Source organism: Pseudomonas sp. CG7, assembly GCF_023701885.1.
Lineage (GTDB): Bacteria > Pseudomonadota > Gammaproteobacteria > Pseudomonadales > Pseudomonadaceae > Aquipseudomonas > Aquipseudomonas zanjanensis.
Genome location: NZ_JABAEE010000024.1, coordinates 60,514 through 79,003 on the forward strand (window position 1 = coordinate 60,514; position 18,490 = coordinate 79,003).

Below are 18,490 nucleotides of genomic sequence, written 5' to 3' on the forward strand. Positions count from 1 at the left end.
AATGTTGGCCGATTCAACATGATTGAAGGACTCCCCAGGGACGTTCAGGCCAGCCCCTGACGCTGGGGCCACATTCGCGCAGCAGGAAGACGCGATCCCATTCCGTGATGACTCGATGACAGCTTGTCGCCGAGCCGACCACTACAGGCATACGGCGCACAATGACCTCAAAAAAAACAGCCACTGCGGTATCCGATCTGACCTTGAGCCCGGCCGCCAACGGCCCTGAAGTCTCGAAGCCATCGCCCCCTCCGCGCCCTCTGTCGACCCAGCAGTACCTGTATTTCACCGAAACCAATACCGACCGTATCCTCGACAACCTCGATGGCCTGCGTGACACCGTGTTCCCGCGCCCACCGCACCTGGTGGACGACGAATTCGACCGTGCCCAGCAGGAGTTCCCGTCGGTGTGCCTGATCGGCCTGGGTCGCTGCGGCTCCAACATCGCCCTGGACGTGGCCGAGCTGGTGTACAACGCCCGCAAGTTCTACCTCAACGAGTTCAACGCCGAAGACAAAGGCTACAGCGACAAGGGCTACAGCCCCGCACAGTGGATCCGCAACAACCTGCGCCTGGGCACCAGCAAGGCCAGCAAACCGGTATTCCTGGTGGAACCGCTGGTCATGCTCGGCGACTTGGACAAGGACATCGCCGGGCGCATCCGTTTCTCGCGCAAGGGCGAGAAAAGCGGCTTTTTGCGCGACTACAGCAAAATGAAAATCATGGACCTGTCGGAAGTCCACGCCGGTGGCGCCGGTAACGCGCCGATCCTCGGCCAGTACCTGGCCAAGATCATCCTGAACAAGGACACCCAGCGTTTCTCCAGCCCCGACTGGAAAATGATCCACTCGTACCTGATCGACAGCTGCGGCATCAAGGCCAACCAGTCGCGCCTGTATTTCTCGATCTTCAGCGCCGGCGGCGGTACCGGTTCGGGCATGGCCTCGGAGTTCGGCCTGGCCCAGCAATATTCGTACATGAACAAGACGTTCGACACAAAACCGATGGACGAGCACGACAGCAAGAGCGGTCATTCCTTCGTCTTCGAGCCGATCTTCACCAGCGGCATCTGCGTGCTGCCGAACATTTCCGACCATCGCAGCGAAATGTCCGAGGCGCTGCACATCAACGCCGGACGCCTGCTGTGCAAGTACCTGTCGGAAGAATGGGATTTCTCGTACAACTTCGCCAACGAAGACAGCAGCGAAGCCAGCGTCATGGGGCGCATTCGCCCGTGGAACGCGATGATGCTGATCTCCAACGACATCATGCGCTACGCCGAAGAAAGCGATGACGGCAACATCCAGAACATTGATGTCAATGCCATGGAGAAGCACGCCAACCAGTACATCTCCCAGCAGATCTTCAACATCCTGACGGCCCAGGCCGTCACCACCGACTACGACCAGAACTACTTCCGTCGCGCCGGCATCGACATCGGCGAAACCATTCGCCTGGACGCCAACGACCTGTTCATGAGCCTGGCCGGCCCGGTGGCGATTGCCTACGCCGAGTCCGTCGTCCCGGAAACCCCGGCGCCGAGCGGCGACAAGTTCAAGGTGTTCGAGAAAGAGCCGCCGCGCCTGAACATCGACGACCTGTTCTTCCGCTCCATCGACTTGCCGCACTTCAACAAGGTCACCCAGGCCATCGAAGGCATCAGCCTGTTGCCCATCGAATCCAAGCGCTACCGTGCCTCGTTGGAGCAGTACAAGAACTCCGGCTACGACGCCGCCGCGTTGCACGACCTGCATTTCTTCAAGAATTGCTCGTCGGTGGTGTCCATTGTCTCCTTGCCCAAGGACTACAAGCTGTCCTACATGGACCTGAACCGGCTCAAGACCCACCTCAACAGCCTGTTTCCCAATACCACGCTCAAGCGCTACGCGCTGGTGATCGGCGCCTCGGCCAACCTGTCGCTGACCACCCTGATCGCCAAGAGCCCGTGCCTGTCGGATGACTTCCTGACCCTGATCGTGGCGTTCATCAAGCGCTGCTTCGCCCGCACCCCGTACCGCTTCGACGAGACCCTGGACAACTCGATCCTGGACTTCATCATCAATGAAGACTTCGACGAAGCCCGCATCGACGAGTTGCTCAATGAGTTCGAGAACCCGGCGAAGATCCTCGACACCAACTGGTACGCGATCAAGCCGATGTATGAGAAGAAGTACCGTGAGCTGATCAACGACAAGGACAAGTTTGTCTCGATCAACGACATCCGCCTGTCCCGGGACTGCGTTAAGAAGTCGATCAAGTACCTGCGCGAGATTTACCGTCACCGGATTGGCAAGACCAAGGTTATTTCCCTGAATAACCATACGGGCAGGTCTTATTGAGGCTGGCTTGAAACCGTTTCGCCCCAAATCGCGAGCAAGCTCGCTCCCACAGGTTTTGTGCACAGGCTCATTGTGGGAGCGAGCTTGCTCGCGATAGCGGTCTTGAATCTCTACCTTGAACAACATCCAGAAACAATTAAGCAGCCCATAGGCTGCTCAATGAACTGTTCCCGTTACGTATACGTCACCCTGCCCTGTGGCGTTTCGCCACGGCAGGCTGGCATCACGCTACTCACCTACACACTTTCCATCAGGCCAACGAGCGAACCAACTTGGTGCATCGATCAATTCGACGCCCTTTCCTGGATCATAATCCAGGGCGAAACCACCACCGCCCAGAGCTGCGGATCACGCTCCAAAAAATCCAGCGCCCGCGTTTCAGACAGCTTGGCGAGCTGGTCGGCGGCCAGCCAGGCGGCGACTTTGGTACCTTCGTCCTGGGCAACGGCCTCGGCGGCGGCGATCAGATCCAGTGCCGGATCGACCCACAATAGGGCACCCTTGGCAAAGAACGGCTCCAGCTCTTTCCAAGTGATGGATGCGGTTTCACCAAGCAGCTTGGCATAGAGGGTGCTAGGTTCTTGATTCATGGGAACTGTCCGGAAAAGAAATCGGCGCGAATGATAACGTCGGTGGTCTGGCAGAAAAACCCGGTAGCAATTGCAGCACCGATTGAAAAGCGCAGGAAAGCCAAGGATTGCCGAAACGACCGGACAACCCCCGCCGCTATTCTGTCTTTTTCTTTCAATTAAGCGACACCCCCAGGTTTTGCCCCCAAGCGCCAGCTTCCCTTGCCAACAATCGGCGCTCTACACTGTACCGGTACAGTTGCCGGGGGCATTTTCCGCGAGGGTATCCAAGATATCTGACCCGGTTCTGCTGCTACGGCGCCAGGACTATAAAAACTACAACAGCATGAGTGGAGCACTATGACTAAGGCTACTAAGCAGATTTCCAAACTGTTTGCCGCTATGGTTCTGGCCGGGGTTGCCAGCCATTCGTTTGCCGCCGACACCATCAAGATCGGCATCGCCGGCCCGAAAACCGGCCCTGTAGCCCAATACGGCGACATGCAGTTCAGTGGCGCGAAAATGGCCATCGAACAGATCAACGCCAAGGGCGGCGTCGACGGCAAGCAACTGGTCGCCGTTGAATACGATGACGCCTGTGATCCAAAACAAGCGGTCGCGGTCGCGAACAAAGTCGTCAACGACGGCATCAAGTTCGTGGTCGGCCACCTGTGCTCCAGCTCCACCCAGCCAGCTTCCGACATCTACGAAGACGAAGGCGTGATCATGATCACTCCGGCGGCCACCAGCCCGGACATCACCGCTCGCGGCTACAAGATGATCTTCCGTACCATCGGCCTGGACAGCGCCCAAGGCCCAGCGGCCGGCAACTACATCGCCGACCACGTCAAGCCGAAGATCGTTGCGGTCCTGCACGACAAGCAGCAGTACGGTGAAGGCATCGCCAGCGCCGTGAAGAAAACCCTCGAAGGCAAAGGCGTGAAAGTGGCCGTCTTCGAAGGCGTGAACGCCGGCGACAAAGACTTCTCCTCGATGATCGCCAAGCTCAAGCAAGCCAACGTCGACTTCGTCTACTACGGCGGCTACCACCCGGAGCTGGGCCTGATCCTGCGTCAATCCCAGGAAAAAGGCCTGAAGGCCAAGTTCATGGGTCCGGAAGGCGTGGGTAACGACTCCATCTCGCAAATCGCCAAGGAATCTTCCGAAGGCCTGCTGGTGACCCTGCCGAAATCCTTCGACCAGGATCCGGCCAACGTTGCCCTGGCTGATGCGTTCAAGGCCAAGAAAGAAGACCCGAGCGGTCCGTTCGTATTCCCGTCCTACTCCGCTGTGACCGTGATCGCCGACGCGATCAAGGCTGCCAAGAGCGAAGACGCGACCAAAGTGGCTGAAGCCATCCACGCCGGCACCTTCAAGACGCCTACCGGTGACTTGAGCTTCGACAAGAACGGCGACCTGAAGGACTTCAAGTTCGTGGTCTACGAGTGGCATTTCGGCAAACCTAAAACCGAAGCTTCGCCTCAGTAAGGCCTGGCCTGACTGACTGCCAATAAAGCCCACGGCGTGCCGTGGGCTTTGTTTTAAATGTATTGGGCCGCGCTGGCGTGATCCGCCAGTCTCCCCACCTGAAAATCTCAAAACCGTCATCAGCGGTTCGCTGGCAAACCTCGAGTCCGAAGTGGATGCAGATCCATGGGGCCCGGGCGGGAAAATGACTCCACCAGTGAAATGCGTATCAGGTTTTTAGGAGCGCTGTAATGCCTGACATCTATCACTTCTTCCAGCAGCTGGTTAACGGCCTGACCGTTGGCAGCACGTATGCCCTGATCGCCATCGGCTATACGATGGTCTACGGCATCATTGGAATGATCAACTTCGCCCACGGCGAGGTCTACATGATCGGCTCCTACGTGGCGTTCATCGCCATCGCCGGGCTGGCCATGATGGGACTCGACAGTGTCCCGCTGTTGATGACCGCGGCTTTCATCGCGAGCATCGTGGTCACCAGTTCCTATGGCTACAGCATCGAACGGATCGCCTACCGCCCCCTGCGCGGCAGCAACCGTCTGATCCCGTTGATTTCCGCCATCGGTATGTCGATCTTCCTGCAGAACACGGTACTGCTTTCGCAAGACTCCAAGGACAAATCCATTCCCAACCTGATCCCGGGCAACTTCGCCATCGGGCCAGGCGGGGCACATGAAGTGCTGATTTCCTACATGCAAATCGTGGTGTTCGTGGTGACCCTGGTCGCCATGCTCGGCCTCCCGCTGTTCATCTCCCGTTCCCGTCTGGGCCGCGCCTGCCGCGCCTGTGCCGAGGACATCAAGATGGCCAACCTGCTGGGCATCAACACCAACAACATCATCGCGCTGACCTTCGTCATCGGTGCGGCCCTGGCCGCCATCGCCGCGGTGCTGTTGAGCATGCAATACGGCGTGATCAACCCCAACGCCGGCTTCCTGGTGGGCCTGAAAGCCTTCACCGCCGCGGTACTGGGCGGCATCGGCAGCATCCCCGGCGCCATGCTCGGCGGGCTGGTGCTGGGCGTGGCCGAAGCCTTTGGCGCCGACATCTTCGGCGACCAGTACAAGGACGTCGTGGCATTCGGCTTGTTGGTTCTGGTTCTGTTATTCCGGCCGACCGGCATCCTGGGCCGCCCGGAGGTTGAAAAAGTATGACTAGGCATCTCAAATCGGCGCTTTTCAGCGCCCTGCTGGTCTGGGCCGTGGCCTACCCGGTACTGGGTCTTAAACTGACCATCGTCGGCATCAACCTGGAAGTGCACGGCACCAGCCCGGCCATCCTGGCGACCATCGCCGTGTGCTCGCTGCTGATGTTCGTGCGCGTGCTGTTCAGCACGCAGATCAGCGCGGCGTGGAAGTCTTCGCCCGGCCTGCCGGTGATGCCGGCCAAGGCCAGCAACTTCCTGACCCTGCCGAGCACCCAGCGCTGGATCGTGCTGGGCTTGATCGTCGTGGCCCTGGTGTGGCCGTTCTTCGGTTCGCGCGGCGCGGTGGACATCGCCACGCTGATCCTGATCTACGTGATGCTGGGCCTGGGCCTGAACATCGTCGTAGGCCTGGCCGGCCTGCTGGACCTGGGTTACGTCGGTTTCTACGCCGTCGGCGCCTACAGCTACGCGCTGCTGTCCCATTACTTCGGCCTGAGCTTCTGGATCTGCCTGCCGATTGCCGGGATGATGGCCGCCACCTTCGGTTTCCTGCTGGGTTTCCCGGTCCTGCGCTTGCGCGGCGACTACCTGGCGATCGTGACCCTGGGTTTTGGCGAGATCATCCGCCTGTTCCTACGCAACCTGACCGACATCACCGGTGGCCCGAACGGCATCAGCAACATCGAGAAACCGACGTTCTTCGGCCTGACCTTCGAACGTAAAGCCGCCGAAGGCTTGCAGACCTTCCACGAGTACTTCGGCCTGGAATACAGCTCGATCAACAAGGTGATCTTCCTCTACCTGGTTGCTCTGTTGCTGGCCCTGGCCGCGTTGTTCGTCATCAACCGCCTGCTGCGCATGCCGATCGGCCGTGCGTGGGAAGCGCTGCGTGAAGACGAAATCGCTTGCCGTGCCCTGGGTCTCAACCCCACCGTGATCAAACTGTCGGCCTTTACCCTCGGCGCTGCGTTCGCCGGTTTTGCCGGCAGCTTCTTCGCTGCTCGCCAGGGCCTGGTGACACCGGAATCCTTCACCTTCATCGAGTCGGCGATCATCCTTGCCATCGTGGTACTGGGCGGGATGGGCTCGCAACTGGGCGTGATCCTGGCGGCGATCGTGATGATCCTGCTGCCGGAAATGATGCGTGAATTCAGTGAATACCGCATGTTGATGTTCGGCGCCTTGATGGTGCTGATGATGATCTGGCGTCCTCAAGGTCTGCTGCCTATGCAACGCCCCCACATGGAGCTGCGCAAATGAGCCGCGAGATCCTGAAAGTCGAAAACCTGAGCATGCGCTTCGGCGGTTTGCTGGCGGTCAACGGCGTAGCCCTGACCGTGCAAGAGAAGCAAGTGGTTGCCCTCATCGGGCCGAACGGCGCGGGCAAGACCACCGTGTTCAACTGCCTGACCGGCTTCTACCAGCCAACTGGCGGCACCATCCTGCTGGACGGCGAGCCCATCCAGGGCCTGCCCGGTCACCACATCGCCCGCAAGGGCGTGGTGCGCACCTTCCAGAACGTGCGGCTGTTCAAGGACATGACAGCGGTCGAGAACCTGTTGATCGCCCAGCACCGTCACTTGAACACCAACTTCTTTGCCGGCCTGTTCAAGACCCCGGCGTTTCGCAAGAGCGAACGCGAGGCCATGGAATACGCCGAGTACTGGCTGGACAAGGTCAACCTCACCGAGTTTGCCAACCGTACCGCCGGGACCCTGGCCTACGGTCAGCAACGGCGCCTGGAAATCGCCCGCTGCATGATGACCCGCCCGCGGATCCTCATGCTCGACGAACCGGCCGCCGGCCTGAACCCGAAGGAAACCGAAGACCTGAAGGCGCTGATCGGCGTGCTGCGTGAGGAGCACAACGTCACCGTGCTGCTGATCGAGCACGACATGAAGCTGGTCATGAGCATTTCCGACCACATCGTCGTGATCAACCAGGGCACGCCCCTGGCCGACGGCACGCCGGAGCAGATCCGCGACAATCCTGAAGTGATCAAAGCCTACCTGGGGGAAGCGTAAATGCTGCAGTTCGAAAACGTTTCCACCTTCTACGGCAAGATCCAGGCCCTGCACAGCGTCAACGTCGAGGTCCGCCAGGGCGAAATCGTCACGCTGATCGGTGCCAACGGCGCCGGCAAATCAACGTTGCTGATGCCGCTCTGCGGTTCGCCCCAGGCCCACAGCGGCAGCATCCGCTACATGGGTGAGGAATTGGTGGGCCAGGACTCGGCGCAGATCATGCGCAAGAGCATCGCCGTGGTGCCTGAGGGCCGTCGGGTATTTGCCCGTCTGACCGTGGAAGAAAACCTCGCCATGGGCGGTTTTTTCACTGACAAGGGCGACTATCAGGAACAGATGGACAAGGTCTTGCACCTTTTCCCACGCCTGAAAGAACGCTTTACCCAGCGCGGCGGCACCATGTCCGGCGGCGAACAGCAAATGCTCGCCATCGGCCGTGCGCTGATGAGCAAGCCCAAGCTGCTGCTGCTCGACGAGCCGTCCCTGGGACTGGCACCGATCATCATCCAGCAGATCTTCGACATCATCGAACAGCTGCGCAAGGATGGCGTGACGGTGTTCCTGGTGGAGCAGAACGCCAACCAGGCGCTGAAAATCGCCGACCGGGCGTACGTGCTGGAGAACGGTCGCGTGGTGATGCAAGGCACCGGTGAAGCGCTGCTGACCGACCCGAAAGTGCGCGAGGCGTACTTGGGCGGTTAAGTCTGGCGCAAGAAAAAACGGCCTTCGGGCCGTTTTTTTTTGCGCAATGTAGGAGCTGTCGAGCGAAGCGAGGCTGCGATCTTGTCCCGGACAATTGAATCTCAAGCGAAAGATCAAGATCATAAGATCGCAGGCTTCGCCAGCTCCTACAGACCTCAGCGGGAGCAAGCTCCCTCGCCACGGGTGTGGGGAAAACCGAAAAAAATCTGCAGACGCTGTAACGCTTTCCCCTCTCCCTCCTCTAGTTCAGTAGACCGACACTAACGCCGGTTCATTTCCCTGAAGACTGGAGAATCACCATGACTGCTTCGACCCGCACCCTGTCCGCCACCGCCCTGGTCCTGGCCCTGGGTTCTGCCCTGAGCATGACAGCCGTCTCGACCGTCCACGCAGCCGACGACACCATGGAGAAATGCTTCGGCGTTGCCCTAAAAGGCAAGAACGATTGCGCCGCCGGTGCCGGCACCACCTGCGCCGGTACGGCAAAAATGGACTATCAGGCCAACGCCTGGAAATCGGTGCCCAAAGGCACTTGCACCACCCTGGAGAGCAAAACTTCCCCGACCGGTTTCGGCCAGCTCGAAGCGTTCAAAGCCAAATCCTGATCGCATCAGCCTGAGGCCCGTCACCATGTTGAAGACCCCTTCCCTCGTCCCTGATAGCTGGCTGCCGCCTAGGGCGGGGCTGGGGCTCAAGAGTGAGCATTTTCGTGAAGTGCTCCAGACCCGACCGGATCTGGGCTTTTTCGAAGTGCACGCGGAAAACTACATGGTGGCGGGCGGGCCGCTTCATCACTTCCTGGGGCGGATACGCGAGCAGTACCCGCTGTCATTGCATGGTGTCGGTCTGTCGATCGGTGGGGAGGGGCCGCTGGATGTTGCGCATCTGCAGCGCCTGGCCGCATTGATCGAACGCTATCAGCCCCAGTCTTTTTCCGAACACCTGGCCTGGTCCAGCCACGGCCCGGTGTTCCTCAATGACCTGCTCCCCCTGGCCTACGACGAAGCAACCCTCGACCGCGTCTGCCAGCACATCGATCAGGTCCAGAGCAGCCTCAAACGCGTGCTGTTGCTGGAAAACCCGGCCACCTACCTGGCCTTCGAAGCCTCGACCCTCGACGAGCCACACTTCATCAGCGAAGTGATCCGCCGTACTGGCTGCGGCCTGCTGCTGGATGTGAACAACGTCTACGTTTCGTGCATCAACCACTGCCGCGATCCCTTGGCCTACCTCGATGCCCTGCCCTTGCACGCGACCGGCGAAATTCACCTTGCAGGCTTTGCCGAAGACACCGACAGCCTCGGCGAGCGCCTGCTGATAGATGATCACGGCGCCCCCATCGACCACGCCGTCTGGCAACTGTATCTCAAGGTGCTGGAGCGGATCGGGCCGGTGGCCACCTTGATCGAGCGCGACAATCACGTTCCTGCGTGGGAGGTGCTGCTGGCCGAAGCGCGCCAGGCCGATCGTCTGTTGAGCGCCGCAGGAGCGCGGTCATGAGCAACCAACACGCCTTCACCGCCGCCCTGCTCGACCCGCGCAAAGCGTGTCCGCCCGGCTTGGTCAGCGCCAACGGCGCGGCCCCGGAAAGCCGTTTCGCGGTGTACCGCAATAACGTGCTCGGTTCATTGATCAACGCCCTGGCCGACAACTATCCGGTGGTGGTGCATCTGGTGGGAGAGGAATTCTTTCGGGCCATGGCCGGGGTCTACGTCCAATCGACAGCGCCGCGAAGCCCGGTGATGAGCGACTACGGGGACGCCTTTGCCGAGTTCATCAAACACTTCGAACCCGCCGCCAGCGTGCCGTACCTGACGGACGTCGCTCGCCTGGAGCGACTGCATCTACAAGCTTGGCATGCCGCCGACGCCGAGCCCATGGCGGAAGAACAAATTGTAAAGGCGCTGTCGTTCCCCACGCTGGCGGGGCACCTGAAGATTGGGCTCCACCCGTCACTGCGCCTGCTGCAATCGCCCTTCGCCGTGGTGACGATCTGGGCCGCCCATCAGCACCAGACGCCGGTGCCGTTCGAAGCGTTCCCCGCGCAAAACGCCTTGGTGCTGCGCCACGGCCTGGACGTGAAGGTGTTTGCGATCAGTCACGCTGCCCATGGCTTTATCACGGCCCTGCAACAGGGGGTGTCCCTGATTGCAGCCATTGAAGCCTCAAACGACCTCGACCTGGAACACACCCTGGCGGGCCTCATCCGTCACCAGGCCATCACTCACCTCCTCGCCGAACAGGTGTCTCCATGAACGCCCTGATTGCCGGTTTCATTCAATGGCTGGAGAAAATCCCCCACAGCCTGATCGCCTTCGTTGCACGTTTCTCGATTGCCGCGGTGTTCTGGAAATCCGGCCAGACCAAAATCGAAGGCCTGGCCATCGACCTGCTCGATGGCACCTTCCAGATCGGCCTGCCGCACCTGGCGGACTCGACCATTCCCCTGTTCAAAAGCGAATACGCCCTGCCGCTGCTGTCGCCGGAACTGGCCGCGTACCTGGCGGCCTCAGCCGAGCATGTGTTCCCGATCCTGATCCTGCTTGGCCTGGCGACACGCTTTTCGGCGCTGGCCTTGCTCGGCATGACCGTGACCATCCAGCTGTTCGTCTACCCGGACGCCTACCCGACCCATGGCACCTGGGCAGCAGTCTTGCTCTACCTGATGGCCCGTGGGCCGGGGCTGCTGTCGATCGATCACTTGATTGCCAAGCGCAACGCCTATTGATTACGACTGGAAACTCCTGTGGGAGCGAGCCTGCACGCGATAGCGGTGGGTCAGCTTGCACAAATGCCGGATGTGCCATCGCCTTCGCGAGCAGGCTCGCTCCCACAAGGGTTATCCAATAGGTTGAGACCATTACTACTTGAGTCGATCCAACGCCTCGCCGCTGCGCTTGAACCAGTCGATCAAGTAGTCGGCCAGCACCTGGGTGCGTTTGGGCAGGCCGCCCTGGTACGGGTGCACCAGGTACATCGGCATGCGCCGGGTCTGGTAATCGCGCAGCAGCCAATGCAGGCGTCCGTCAGCCAACTCTTCATGCAGCAGGTACGACGGCAGCCGGGCGATTCCGGCATCAGCCAGGGCGGCTTTTTTCAGCAGGCTGTAATGATTGCTGGCGAACGGCCCCGAGACGCGGACCCTCAGCAATTCGTGGTGCTGGTGGTAAAGCCATTCTTCCCGACCGCTGTAGTGGCTGTTGAGCAAGCAACGGTGCTCGGCCAGGGCCTGGGGCGTCCCGGGTGCGCCGTAACGCTCCAAGTAGGCCGGGCTGGCGCAGGTCATTTCGTGCCACGCCAGCAGTGGCCGGGCCACCAGCCGTTCATCGATGGCAGCGTCGGAACGGATCGCCAGGTCGAAACCATCGCGGCGCAAGTCACGGTAACCGTTGTTGAGCTCCAGTTCGATCTGCACGTCGGGATAGGTGCGAGCGAACTCCGTCAACAAACCCTCGAAGAACGTTTCGCCCAACGAAACCGGCACCGTCATACGCACCGGCCCGGAGATGTCATCCTTCAACCGCGCCACTCCCTGACGCGCCCTTTCTACCTGCACCAACAATGCCTGGGCCTGGGGCAACAACGCCGCCCCTGCCGCCGTGAGGCTCAAGCGCCGAGTGGTGCGTTGCAGCAACACCACTGAAAAGCGCTTCTCTAACAGGCTGATGCGCTTGGACAACTGGCCCTTGCTGCACCCCAACTGCTGGGCCGCCAAGGTGAAACTGCCGGCCTCTATCAACACGGCAAATGCCGCCAGGTCATCCATTTCGCTCATTGGATTGTTTCCAAATGAAAACCAAAGGTTGCCTATTAGCATGATTATCAATGGAAAGAACCCCTCTAGACTGAAAACTCATTCGCCCCATTGAGGAACTGCTCATGAAAATCCTGTTGATCGGCGCCAACGGCACCATTGGTACGGCCATCGATAACGAACAGTCGCCCCGCCACGAAATCGTTCGGATCGGCCGCCACAGCGGTGAATTGCAAGTGGATATCAGCGACAGCGCCTCGATTCGCGCTATGTTCGAGAAGACCGGCCGTTTCGCTGCCTTGGTCTGCGCCGCCGGCAACGGCACCGTTGCGCCCCTGGCCGAGATGACCGAAGACAGCTTTGCCCTGGGTTTGAAAGACAAACTGATGGGCCAGGTCAACCTGCTGCTGATCGGCCGCGAATTCGCCAATGATGGCGCGTCCTTCACCCTCACCACCGGCGTGCTCAGCCACGATCCGATCAAGAGTGGTGCGTCGGCGGCCCTGGTCAACGGGGCCCTGGACAGCTTCGTGCGCGCCGCGGCAATCGAGTTGCCACGAGGCATGCGGGTCAACTCGGTGAGCCCGAACGTGCTACTGGAAGCCATGGACAAATACGCGCCTTATTTCCGCGGCTTCAAACCCGTTCCCGCAGCGGATGTGGCATTGGCCTACGCCAAGAGTGTCGAAGGCTTGCAAACCGGTCAGACGTTTCACGTGGGTTGACCGATCACCTACCCGTGTAGGAGCTGCCGAAGGCTGCGATCTTTTGATCTTTTGATCTTTGGTCTTTCAATCAAGACTCAATTGCCGGGGGAAAGATCGCAGCCTCGTTGCACTCGACAGCTCCTACACAGCTCCTACACCGCTCCTATGGGTTGTGATGTGGGATCAGTCTGAGTAACGTGGCGACACTTGTCTGGAGACCCAATGATGCGTGCCGCTCGTTCCCTGTTGTTTGTCGCCCTCCTCCCGATTTTCGCCGGCTGCCAGTTGCTCGAAGCGCCGCGCCAGAGCGCGTCCCATGCCGGGCAAACGCGTATGCAAGGCGAACTGACGGCGGCGGATGGCAAGCTGATGTTCCAGCCCTGCCAGGAACAGCGCCGCTACATCGTCAATGACGCCGGCGGCACCAGCGTCCTGCAGCAAGCCGCCACCCTGGCGGACGACAGCGGCAAATTGTTTGCCGACCTGCGTGGCCGCATCGTTTCCAGCGCATCGGCCGGTACCGACAGCCAGTTGGACGTCGAGCAACTGTATCGCCTGGAACCTTCGGGGACCATTTGCGACAACATTGACTTCAAACGCATGATTCTGCGCGCAACGGGCCACAGTCCGGAATGGACCCTCACGGCCAGCGGCAAGGGCCTGGTACTGGATCGCGTAGGTCAGCCGCCACTGGCAGTGCCTTATGTCGAAGAGCAATTGGGCGATGGCCGCTTCAACCTCGGCACCGAAGCCAACGGCGAGAAGGTCGAACTCTGGGTGACACCAGCACGCTGTGTCGACAGCGCCACTGGCAGCGTGCAGCACATGAGCGCCGAATTGCGGGTCAACGGCCAAGTCCAGCGCGGCTGCGCCTACTTCGGTGGCGCGCGCGACGACTGATTCACCGCTTTTGGCTTATAATCGCCGGTTCACGCCCTGGTGCAGTTGTGCATCCCGCGAACCGGACCCCGCCATGTTACGAATCACCGAACTCAAGCTGCCAATCGATCACCCCGAAGACGACCTGCGCCCTGCCATCCTGCAGCGCCTGGGCATCGCCAGCGATGACCTGCTCGACTTCACCTTGTTCAAGCGCAGCTACGACGCGCGCAAGAAATCCTCGGAACTGTGCTTCATCTACACCCTCGACCTGACGGTGCGCGATGAAGCCAGCCTGCTGCGCAAGTTCGCCGATGACCGTAACGTCAACGAAGCGCCGGATGTCAGTTACAAAGTGGTGGGCCAGGCGCCGACCGACCTGAGCGAACGGCCGATCGTGGTCGGCTTCGGCCCGTGCGGGATCTTCGCCGCCCTGTTGCTGGCACAGATGGGCTTCAAGCCGATCATCCTCGAGCGTGGCCCGGAAGTGCGCCAGCGCACCAAGGACACCTGGGGCCTGTGGCGCAAAAGCGTGCTCAACCCCGAGTCCAACGTGCAGTTCGGTGAAGGTGGCGCGGGGACGTTTTCCGACGGCAAGCTCTACAGCCAGATCAAGGATCCGAAATTCCTCGGTCGCAAGGTCCTGCACGAATTCGTCAAGGCCGGTGCGCCGGAAGAAATCCTCTACGTCAGCAAACCGCACATCGGCACCTTCCGCCTGACAGGCGTGGTGGAAACGATGCGCGAGCAGATTCGCGCCCTGGGCGGTGAAGTGCGCTTCGGGCAGCGGGTCACCGACGTTTTGATCGAAGACGGTCAACTGGTGGGCGTCGAGCTGGCCAGCGGTGAGCAGATCCATTCGAAACACGTAATCCTGGCCTTGGGCCACAGCGCCCGGGACACGTTCCGCATGCTCCACGGTCGGGGCGTGTACATGGAAGCCAAGCCGTTCTCGGTGGGTTTCCGTATCGAACACCCGCAATCGCTGATCGACAGTGCGCGCCTGGGCAAATACGCTGGCCATCCGAAACTCGGCGCCGCCGACTACAAGCTGGTGCACCACGCCAAGAATGGGCGTTCGGTGTACAGCTTCTGCATGTGCCCGGGCGGCACCGTGGTGGCGGCGACGTCCGAGCCGAACCGCGTCGTGACCAACGGCATGAGCCAGTATTCGCGCAATGAGCGCAACGCCAACTCCGGCATCGTCGTCGGCATTACCCCGGACGTGGATTATCCAGGTGGCCCACTGGCCGGGATCGAATTGCAGGAACGCCTGGACTCCCATGCGTTCGTGCTCGGCGGCAGCAACTACGAGGCTCCGGCGCAACTGGTGGGCGACTTCATCGCCGGCAAGCCGTCTACAGCCCTGGGCAGCGTCGAACCTTCCTACAAACCAGGGGTGTCCCTCGGTGACTTGGCCTTGGCCCTGCCGGATTTCGCCATCGAAGCTATCCGCGAGGCCCTGCCGGCGTTCGAGAAACAGATCCGCGGCTACTCGCTGCATGCCGCCGTGCTGACCGGCATCGAAACCCGCACCTCATCGCCCCTGCGCATCACCCGAAACGAGTCGCTGCAGAGCCTGAACGTCAAGGGCCTGTTCCCGGCGGGTGAAGGCGCAGGCTACGCGGGCGGGATCCTGTCGGCGGGGGTGGACGGGATTCGGATTGCCGAGGCGGTGGCGCGGGATATCCTGGGTCTCGAGGGCTGAGGGGCCAATGCTGTTCACTCAAGGCAGCGTCTTGCCTAAATAGACAGCATCACCCTGTGGGAGCGAGCTTGCTCGCGATGGCGGCCTGGCATTCAACACAGCTGTTGACTGATCCACCGCTATCGCGAGCAAGCTCGCTCCCACAAGGGATCTCGGGGGCTTTCAGATTCAGATATTCGCCCGCAACACACTCTCCGGCAGCGCCGCGCCCCGCTCCACACTCGCCGCCACGATGTCCATCAGCCCATTCAACTCATAACCCTGGGCCTTGAGCCACGCCGGGTCGTAATAGGTCGTGGCATAACGCTCGCCACCGTCACACAAGATCGCCACGATCGATCCCGATTCCCCGGCATCTGCCATCTGCCGGGCCGCCATGAGTGCGCCGATCAGGTTGGTGCCGCTGGACCCACCGACCCGTCGTCCCACGCGCTCGGCCAGGTAGTGCATGGCCGCCAGTGACAAGGCATCCGGAACCTTGACCATCGCATCGATGACTTTCGGCAGGAACGACGCCTCGACCCGCGGCCGGCCGATGCCCTCGATGCGTGAACCGCAGTCCAGGCGCAGGCTCGCATCGCCACTGCGGTAGTAGTCGAAGAACACGGAACGCTCGGCGTCGGCGCATAACACGCGGGTGCCGTGCTGGCGGTAACGGACATAACGTCCCAGGGTCGCCGTGGTGCCGCCGGTGCCAGGGCTGGAAATCAGCCAAGCGGGCTCCGGATGCCGCTCGAAGCGCATCTGCTGGAAGATCGATTCGGCAAAGTAGTTATTGGCCCGCCAGTCCGTGGCGCGCTCGGCGTAGGTGAACTGGTCGATGAAGTGCCCATCATGCTCGCGGGCCAAGCGTTCGGATTCGGCGTAGAGCTGCGTAGGGTCGTCCACCAGGTGGCTCTGGCCGCCATAGAACGCAATCTGTGCGATTTTTTCCCTGGAGGTGGTCGCCGGCATCACCGCAATGAACGGCAGGCCCAGCAACCTGGCGAAGTAAGCCTCGGAAATCGCCGTCGAACCGCTGGAGGCCTCGATCACTGGCGCACCGGGCTTGAGCCAGCCGTTACACAACGCATAGAGAAACAGCGAGCGCGCCAGCCGATGCTTGAGGCTGCCGGTGGGATGGCTGGACTCATCCTTGAAATACAGTTCAATGCCCGGCAGGCCAGGCAGCGGCAGCGGAATCAGGTGGGTATCGGCGCTGCGCTGGAAGTCAGCCTCAATGATGCGGATCGCTTCGCGGGCCCACTGGCGATGGTCGTTCATGGTGTTTTCTCACTGATCGGTTCGACGCGGGGAAATCACGCGGTCGTGCAGGCAAAGGCTGGCGTTCGGAAAAACCAGACGCCAGCTTAGGAAAAAACCGACATCGCGCACAGGTACAGCTAAGGTCCAATATGGCCCGTAACTGCCGACTGCGTGGCGCAGGCCTTGTAACGACATATAACAAAAAAGAATATAACTTTTGTTTTAACAACTAACAGTACGGGTTAGGGTGTGCCATCTTTTTGATTCAATGAATGGAGAGCGATCGTGGCTCTACGCAATTCTCTGACACGTTTTTTTCAATTGGAGGCTGCCAGCGGCCTGCTGCTGATCGCTGCCGCCGTGCTGGCCCTGGTCATCAACAATTCGCCGCTGTCCTGGCTGTACAACGGCCTGCTCGACACGCCGGTGGTTGCCCAAGTCGGCGCGCTGAAGATCGCCAAACCCTTGCTGCTGTGGATCAACGATGGCCTGATGGCGATGTTCTTCCTGCTCATCGGTCTCGAGGTCAAGCGTGAGGTCCTCGATGGGCAGTTGTCGAAACCTTCGCAAATCGTCCTGCCAGGGGCGGCGGCGATTGGCGGTATGGTGGTGCCCGCCCTGATTTATTGGTTTCTCAACCGCGACAATCCTCCCGCCCTCGCTGGCTGGGCAATTCCCACCGCCACCGACATCGCGTTCGCCCTCGGTGTGCTGGCCTTGCTTGGCAAGCGGGTGCCGGTGTCGCTCAAGCTGTTCCTGATGACCCTGGCGATCATCGACGACCTGGGCGCCATTATCATCATCGCCATCTTCTACTCCGGCGCCCTGTCGACCTTGTCGCTCATGCTCTCGGCCGCCTGCATCGCCGCGTTGGTGGCGATGAACCGGATGGGGGTGGTCAAGCTCGGGCCCTACATGGTCGTGGGCCTGATCCTCTGGATCTGCGTACTCAAGAGCGGTGTCCATGCCACCCTGGCCGGGGTAACCCTGGCGTTCTGCATCCCGTTGCGCACGAGAAACGCCGAGACCTCGCCGCTGCTGACCCTGGAACATGCCCTGCATCCCTGGGTGGCCTACGGCATCCTGCCGCTGTTCGCTTTCGCCAATGCTGGCCTGTCCCTGAGCGGCGTCACCGTCGAAAGCTTCACCCATCACGTGCCGATGGGTATCGCCATCGGCCTGTTGCTGGGCAAGGCCGTCGGCGTCTTCGGCCTGACCTGGCTGGCGGTGAAAATCGGCATCGCCAGCCTGCCCGCCGGGGCCAATTGGGGGCAGATCCGGGGGGTGGCGATCCTTTGCGGGATCGGCTTTACCATGAGCCTGTTCGTCGGCTCCCTCGCGTTCGAGCCGGGTGTAAGTGACTACGCCGGCATGGATCGGATGGGGATTCTTACGGGTTCGATTCTGGCGGCGTTGTTGGGGTATGCGGTGACGGCGGCGGCTAGTCGTAAGCCTGCATTGCCAAGCTGATCTAGCTTTTTTAAAGCCATTCCGGACGGTGTGTATATCCGTTGCTGCGGTAACGGCCACTGGCGGTTCCGCTTTTACAGCGGGTCACTTTTGGAAAAGCGCCAAAAGTAACCAAAAGCGCTTTGCCCCACCACTCGGCACCTCGCCTAGGCTCGGTGTGCCCTCACTCCGGCATTGCTCCGTGGGCCGCCGCGAAGGGCCATCCATGGCCCAGCGCGGCTAACCCGGCATCCATGCCGGGTTGCCCACTGCGCAATGCCTGCGTTCGGCCAGCGTGGTTTAACGGGGCGCCCAGATCAAAATCAAGATCCAAAGCAAGAGCAAGAGCAAGCGGGGCATAGGCCGGCACTTATATGGCTGAGCCACCGCTATCGCGAGCAAGCTCGCTTGTATGGTAGGACTTGAAGGGAGGAGGAGGGACAAGGCTCGATTCTGACTGTTCGCGCAGTACAGACCGT

At 60.8% G+C, this 18,490-nt stretch carries 18 protein-coding genes; 14 read left to right on the top strand and 4 right to left on the bottom strand.

Going from position 1 to position 18,490, the window contains the following annotated elements; genetic code table 11:
- Positions 1-161 precede the first annotated feature (161 nt).
- Positions 162-2,339, top strand: coding sequence for a hypothetical protein (locus tag HGO40_RS12475; protein ID WP_186708465.1), 2,178 nt, complete (start codon positions 162-164; stop codon positions 2,337-2,339).
- A gap of 284 nt (positions 2,340-2,623) precedes the next feature.
- Here the strand turns inward: HGO40_RS12475 and HGO40_RS12480 are convergent, their stop codons facing one another.
- Both HGO40_RS12480 and HGO40_RS12485 read right to left on the bottom strand, forming a co-directional pair.
- The gene (locus HGO40_RS12480; protein ID WP_053119051.1) at positions 2,624-2,929 is read right to left on the bottom strand and encodes a DUF2288 domain-containing protein; all 306 of its coding nucleotides are present in this window, start codon (positions 2,927-2,929) and stop codon (positions 2,624-2,626) included.
- Positions 2,926-3,087, bottom strand: a complete 162-nt coding sequence (locus HGO40_RS12485) for a hypothetical protein (protein ID WP_250963250.1) — start codon at positions 3,085-3,087, stop codon at positions 2,926-2,928. Before HGO40_RS12485 ends, HGO40_RS12480 begins: the two co-directional genes overlap by 4 nt.
- Positions 3,088-3,268: 181 nt before the next feature.
- Between HGO40_RS12485 and HGO40_RS12490 the strand changes: the two genes are divergently transcribed.
- The 9 genes from HGO40_RS12490 (at position 3,269) to HGO40_RS12530 (ending at position 10,997) form a co-directional block, all read left to right on the top strand.
- Positions 3,269-4,396, top strand: coding sequence for a branched-chain amino acid ABC transporter substrate-binding protein (locus HGO40_RS12490; RefSeq protein WP_250963251.1), 1,128 nt, complete (start codon positions 3,269-3,271; stop codon positions 4,394-4,396).
- A 230-nt stretch (positions 4,397-4,626) separates the two neighbouring features.
- The gene (gene livH / locus HGO40_RS12495) at positions 4,627-5,550 is read left to right on the top strand and encodes a high-affinity branched-chain amino acid ABC transporter permease LivH (protein ID WP_250963252.1); all 924 of its coding nucleotides are present in this window, start codon (positions 4,627-4,629) and stop codon (positions 5,548-5,550) included.
- The gene (locus HGO40_RS12500) at positions 5,547-6,803 is read left to right on the top strand and encodes a high-affinity branched-chain amino acid ABC transporter permease LivM (protein WP_186708461.1); all 1,257 of its coding nucleotides are present in this window, start codon (positions 5,547-5,549) and stop codon (positions 6,801-6,803) included. Before livH ends, HGO40_RS12500 begins: the two co-directional genes overlap by 4 nt.
- Positions 6,800-7,567, top strand: a complete 768-nt coding sequence (gene livG, locus HGO40_RS12505; protein WP_053119044.1) for a high-affinity branched-chain amino acid ABC transporter ATP-binding protein LivG — start codon at positions 6,800-6,802, stop codon at positions 7,565-7,567. Before HGO40_RS12500 ends, livG begins: the two co-directional genes overlap by 4 nt.
- Positions 7,568-8,269: an ABC transporter ATP-binding protein gene (locus tag HGO40_RS12510; RefSeq protein WP_250963253.1), complete on the top strand. Its 702-nt coding sequence runs from the start codon at positions 7,568-7,570 to the stop codon at positions 8,267-8,269.
- Between the two features lie 299 nt (positions 8,270-8,568).
- Positions 8,569-8,874 (top strand): BufA1 family periplasmic bufferin-type metallophore, encoded by a 306-nt coding sequence (locus HGO40_RS12515; protein ID WP_250963254.1) that lies wholly within the window; start codon positions 8,569-8,571, stop codon positions 8,872-8,874.
- Positions 8,875-8,899: 25 nt separating this feature from the next.
- Entirely contained in the window at positions 8,900-9,769 is an 870-nt protein-coding gene (bufB, locus tag HGO40_RS12520) for an MNIO family bufferin maturase (protein ID WP_250963255.1), read from the top strand.
- Entirely contained in the window at positions 9,766-10,524 is a 759-nt protein-coding gene (locus tag HGO40_RS12525) for an HvfC/BufC N-terminal domain-containing protein (RefSeq protein ID WP_250963256.1), read from the top strand. Before bufB ends, HGO40_RS12525 begins: the two co-directional genes overlap by 4 nt.
- Positions 10,521-10,997 carry a DoxX family protein gene (locus HGO40_RS12530; RefSeq protein WP_250963257.1) on the top strand — a complete coding sequence of 159 codons (477 nt, stop codon included), beginning with the start codon at positions 10,521-10,523 and terminating at the stop codon, positions 10,995-10,997. The genes HGO40_RS12525 and HGO40_RS12530 overlap by 4 nt, the downstream gene beginning before the upstream one ends.
- Before the next feature lie 135 nt (positions 10,998-11,132).
- On the opposite strand, the gene HGO40_RS12535 is transcribed toward HGO40_RS12530, so the two are convergent.
- Entirely contained in the window at positions 11,133-12,044 is a 912-nt protein-coding gene (locus HGO40_RS12535) for a LysR family transcriptional regulator (RefSeq protein WP_250963258.1), read from the bottom strand.
- A gap of 104 nt (positions 12,045-12,148) precedes the next feature.
- Between HGO40_RS12535 and HGO40_RS12540 the strand changes: the two genes are divergently transcribed.
- From HGO40_RS12540 to HGO40_RS12550, 3 genes are all read left to right on the top strand, one after another.
- The gene (locus HGO40_RS12540; protein ID WP_250963259.1) at positions 12,149-12,748 is read left to right on the top strand and encodes a short chain dehydrogenase; all 600 of its coding nucleotides are present in this window, start codon (positions 12,149-12,151) and stop codon (positions 12,746-12,748) included.
- A 207-nt stretch (positions 12,749-12,955) separates the two neighbouring features.
- Entirely contained in the window at positions 12,956-13,630 is a 675-nt protein-coding gene (locus HGO40_RS12545) for a COG3650 family protein (RefSeq protein ID WP_250963266.1), read from the top strand.
- 73 nt (positions 13,631-13,703) lie between these two features.
- Positions 13,704-15,317: an NAD(P)/FAD-dependent oxidoreductase gene (locus tag HGO40_RS12550; RefSeq protein WP_250963260.1), complete on the top strand. Its 1,614-nt coding sequence runs from the start codon at positions 13,704-13,706 to the stop codon at positions 15,315-15,317.
- Positions 15,318-15,485: 168 nt separating this feature from the next.
- Here HGO40_RS12550 and HGO40_RS12555 read toward each other — a convergent pair whose 3' ends face one another.
- Positions 15,486-16,580 (bottom strand): PLP-dependent cysteine synthase family protein, encoded by a 1,095-nt coding sequence (locus tag HGO40_RS12555; protein ID WP_250963261.1) that lies wholly within the window; start codon positions 16,578-16,580, stop codon positions 15,486-15,488.
- Positions 16,581-16,847: 267 nt separating this feature from the next.
- On the opposite strand from HGO40_RS12555, the gene nhaA reads away from it, so the two are divergent.
- Positions 16,848-18,032 (top strand): Na+/H+ antiporter NhaA, encoded by a 1,185-nt coding sequence (nhaA, locus tag HGO40_RS12560; protein ID WP_250963262.1) that lies wholly within the window; start codon positions 16,848-16,850, stop codon positions 18,030-18,032.
- Positions 18,033-18,490: the final 458 nt, after the last annotated feature.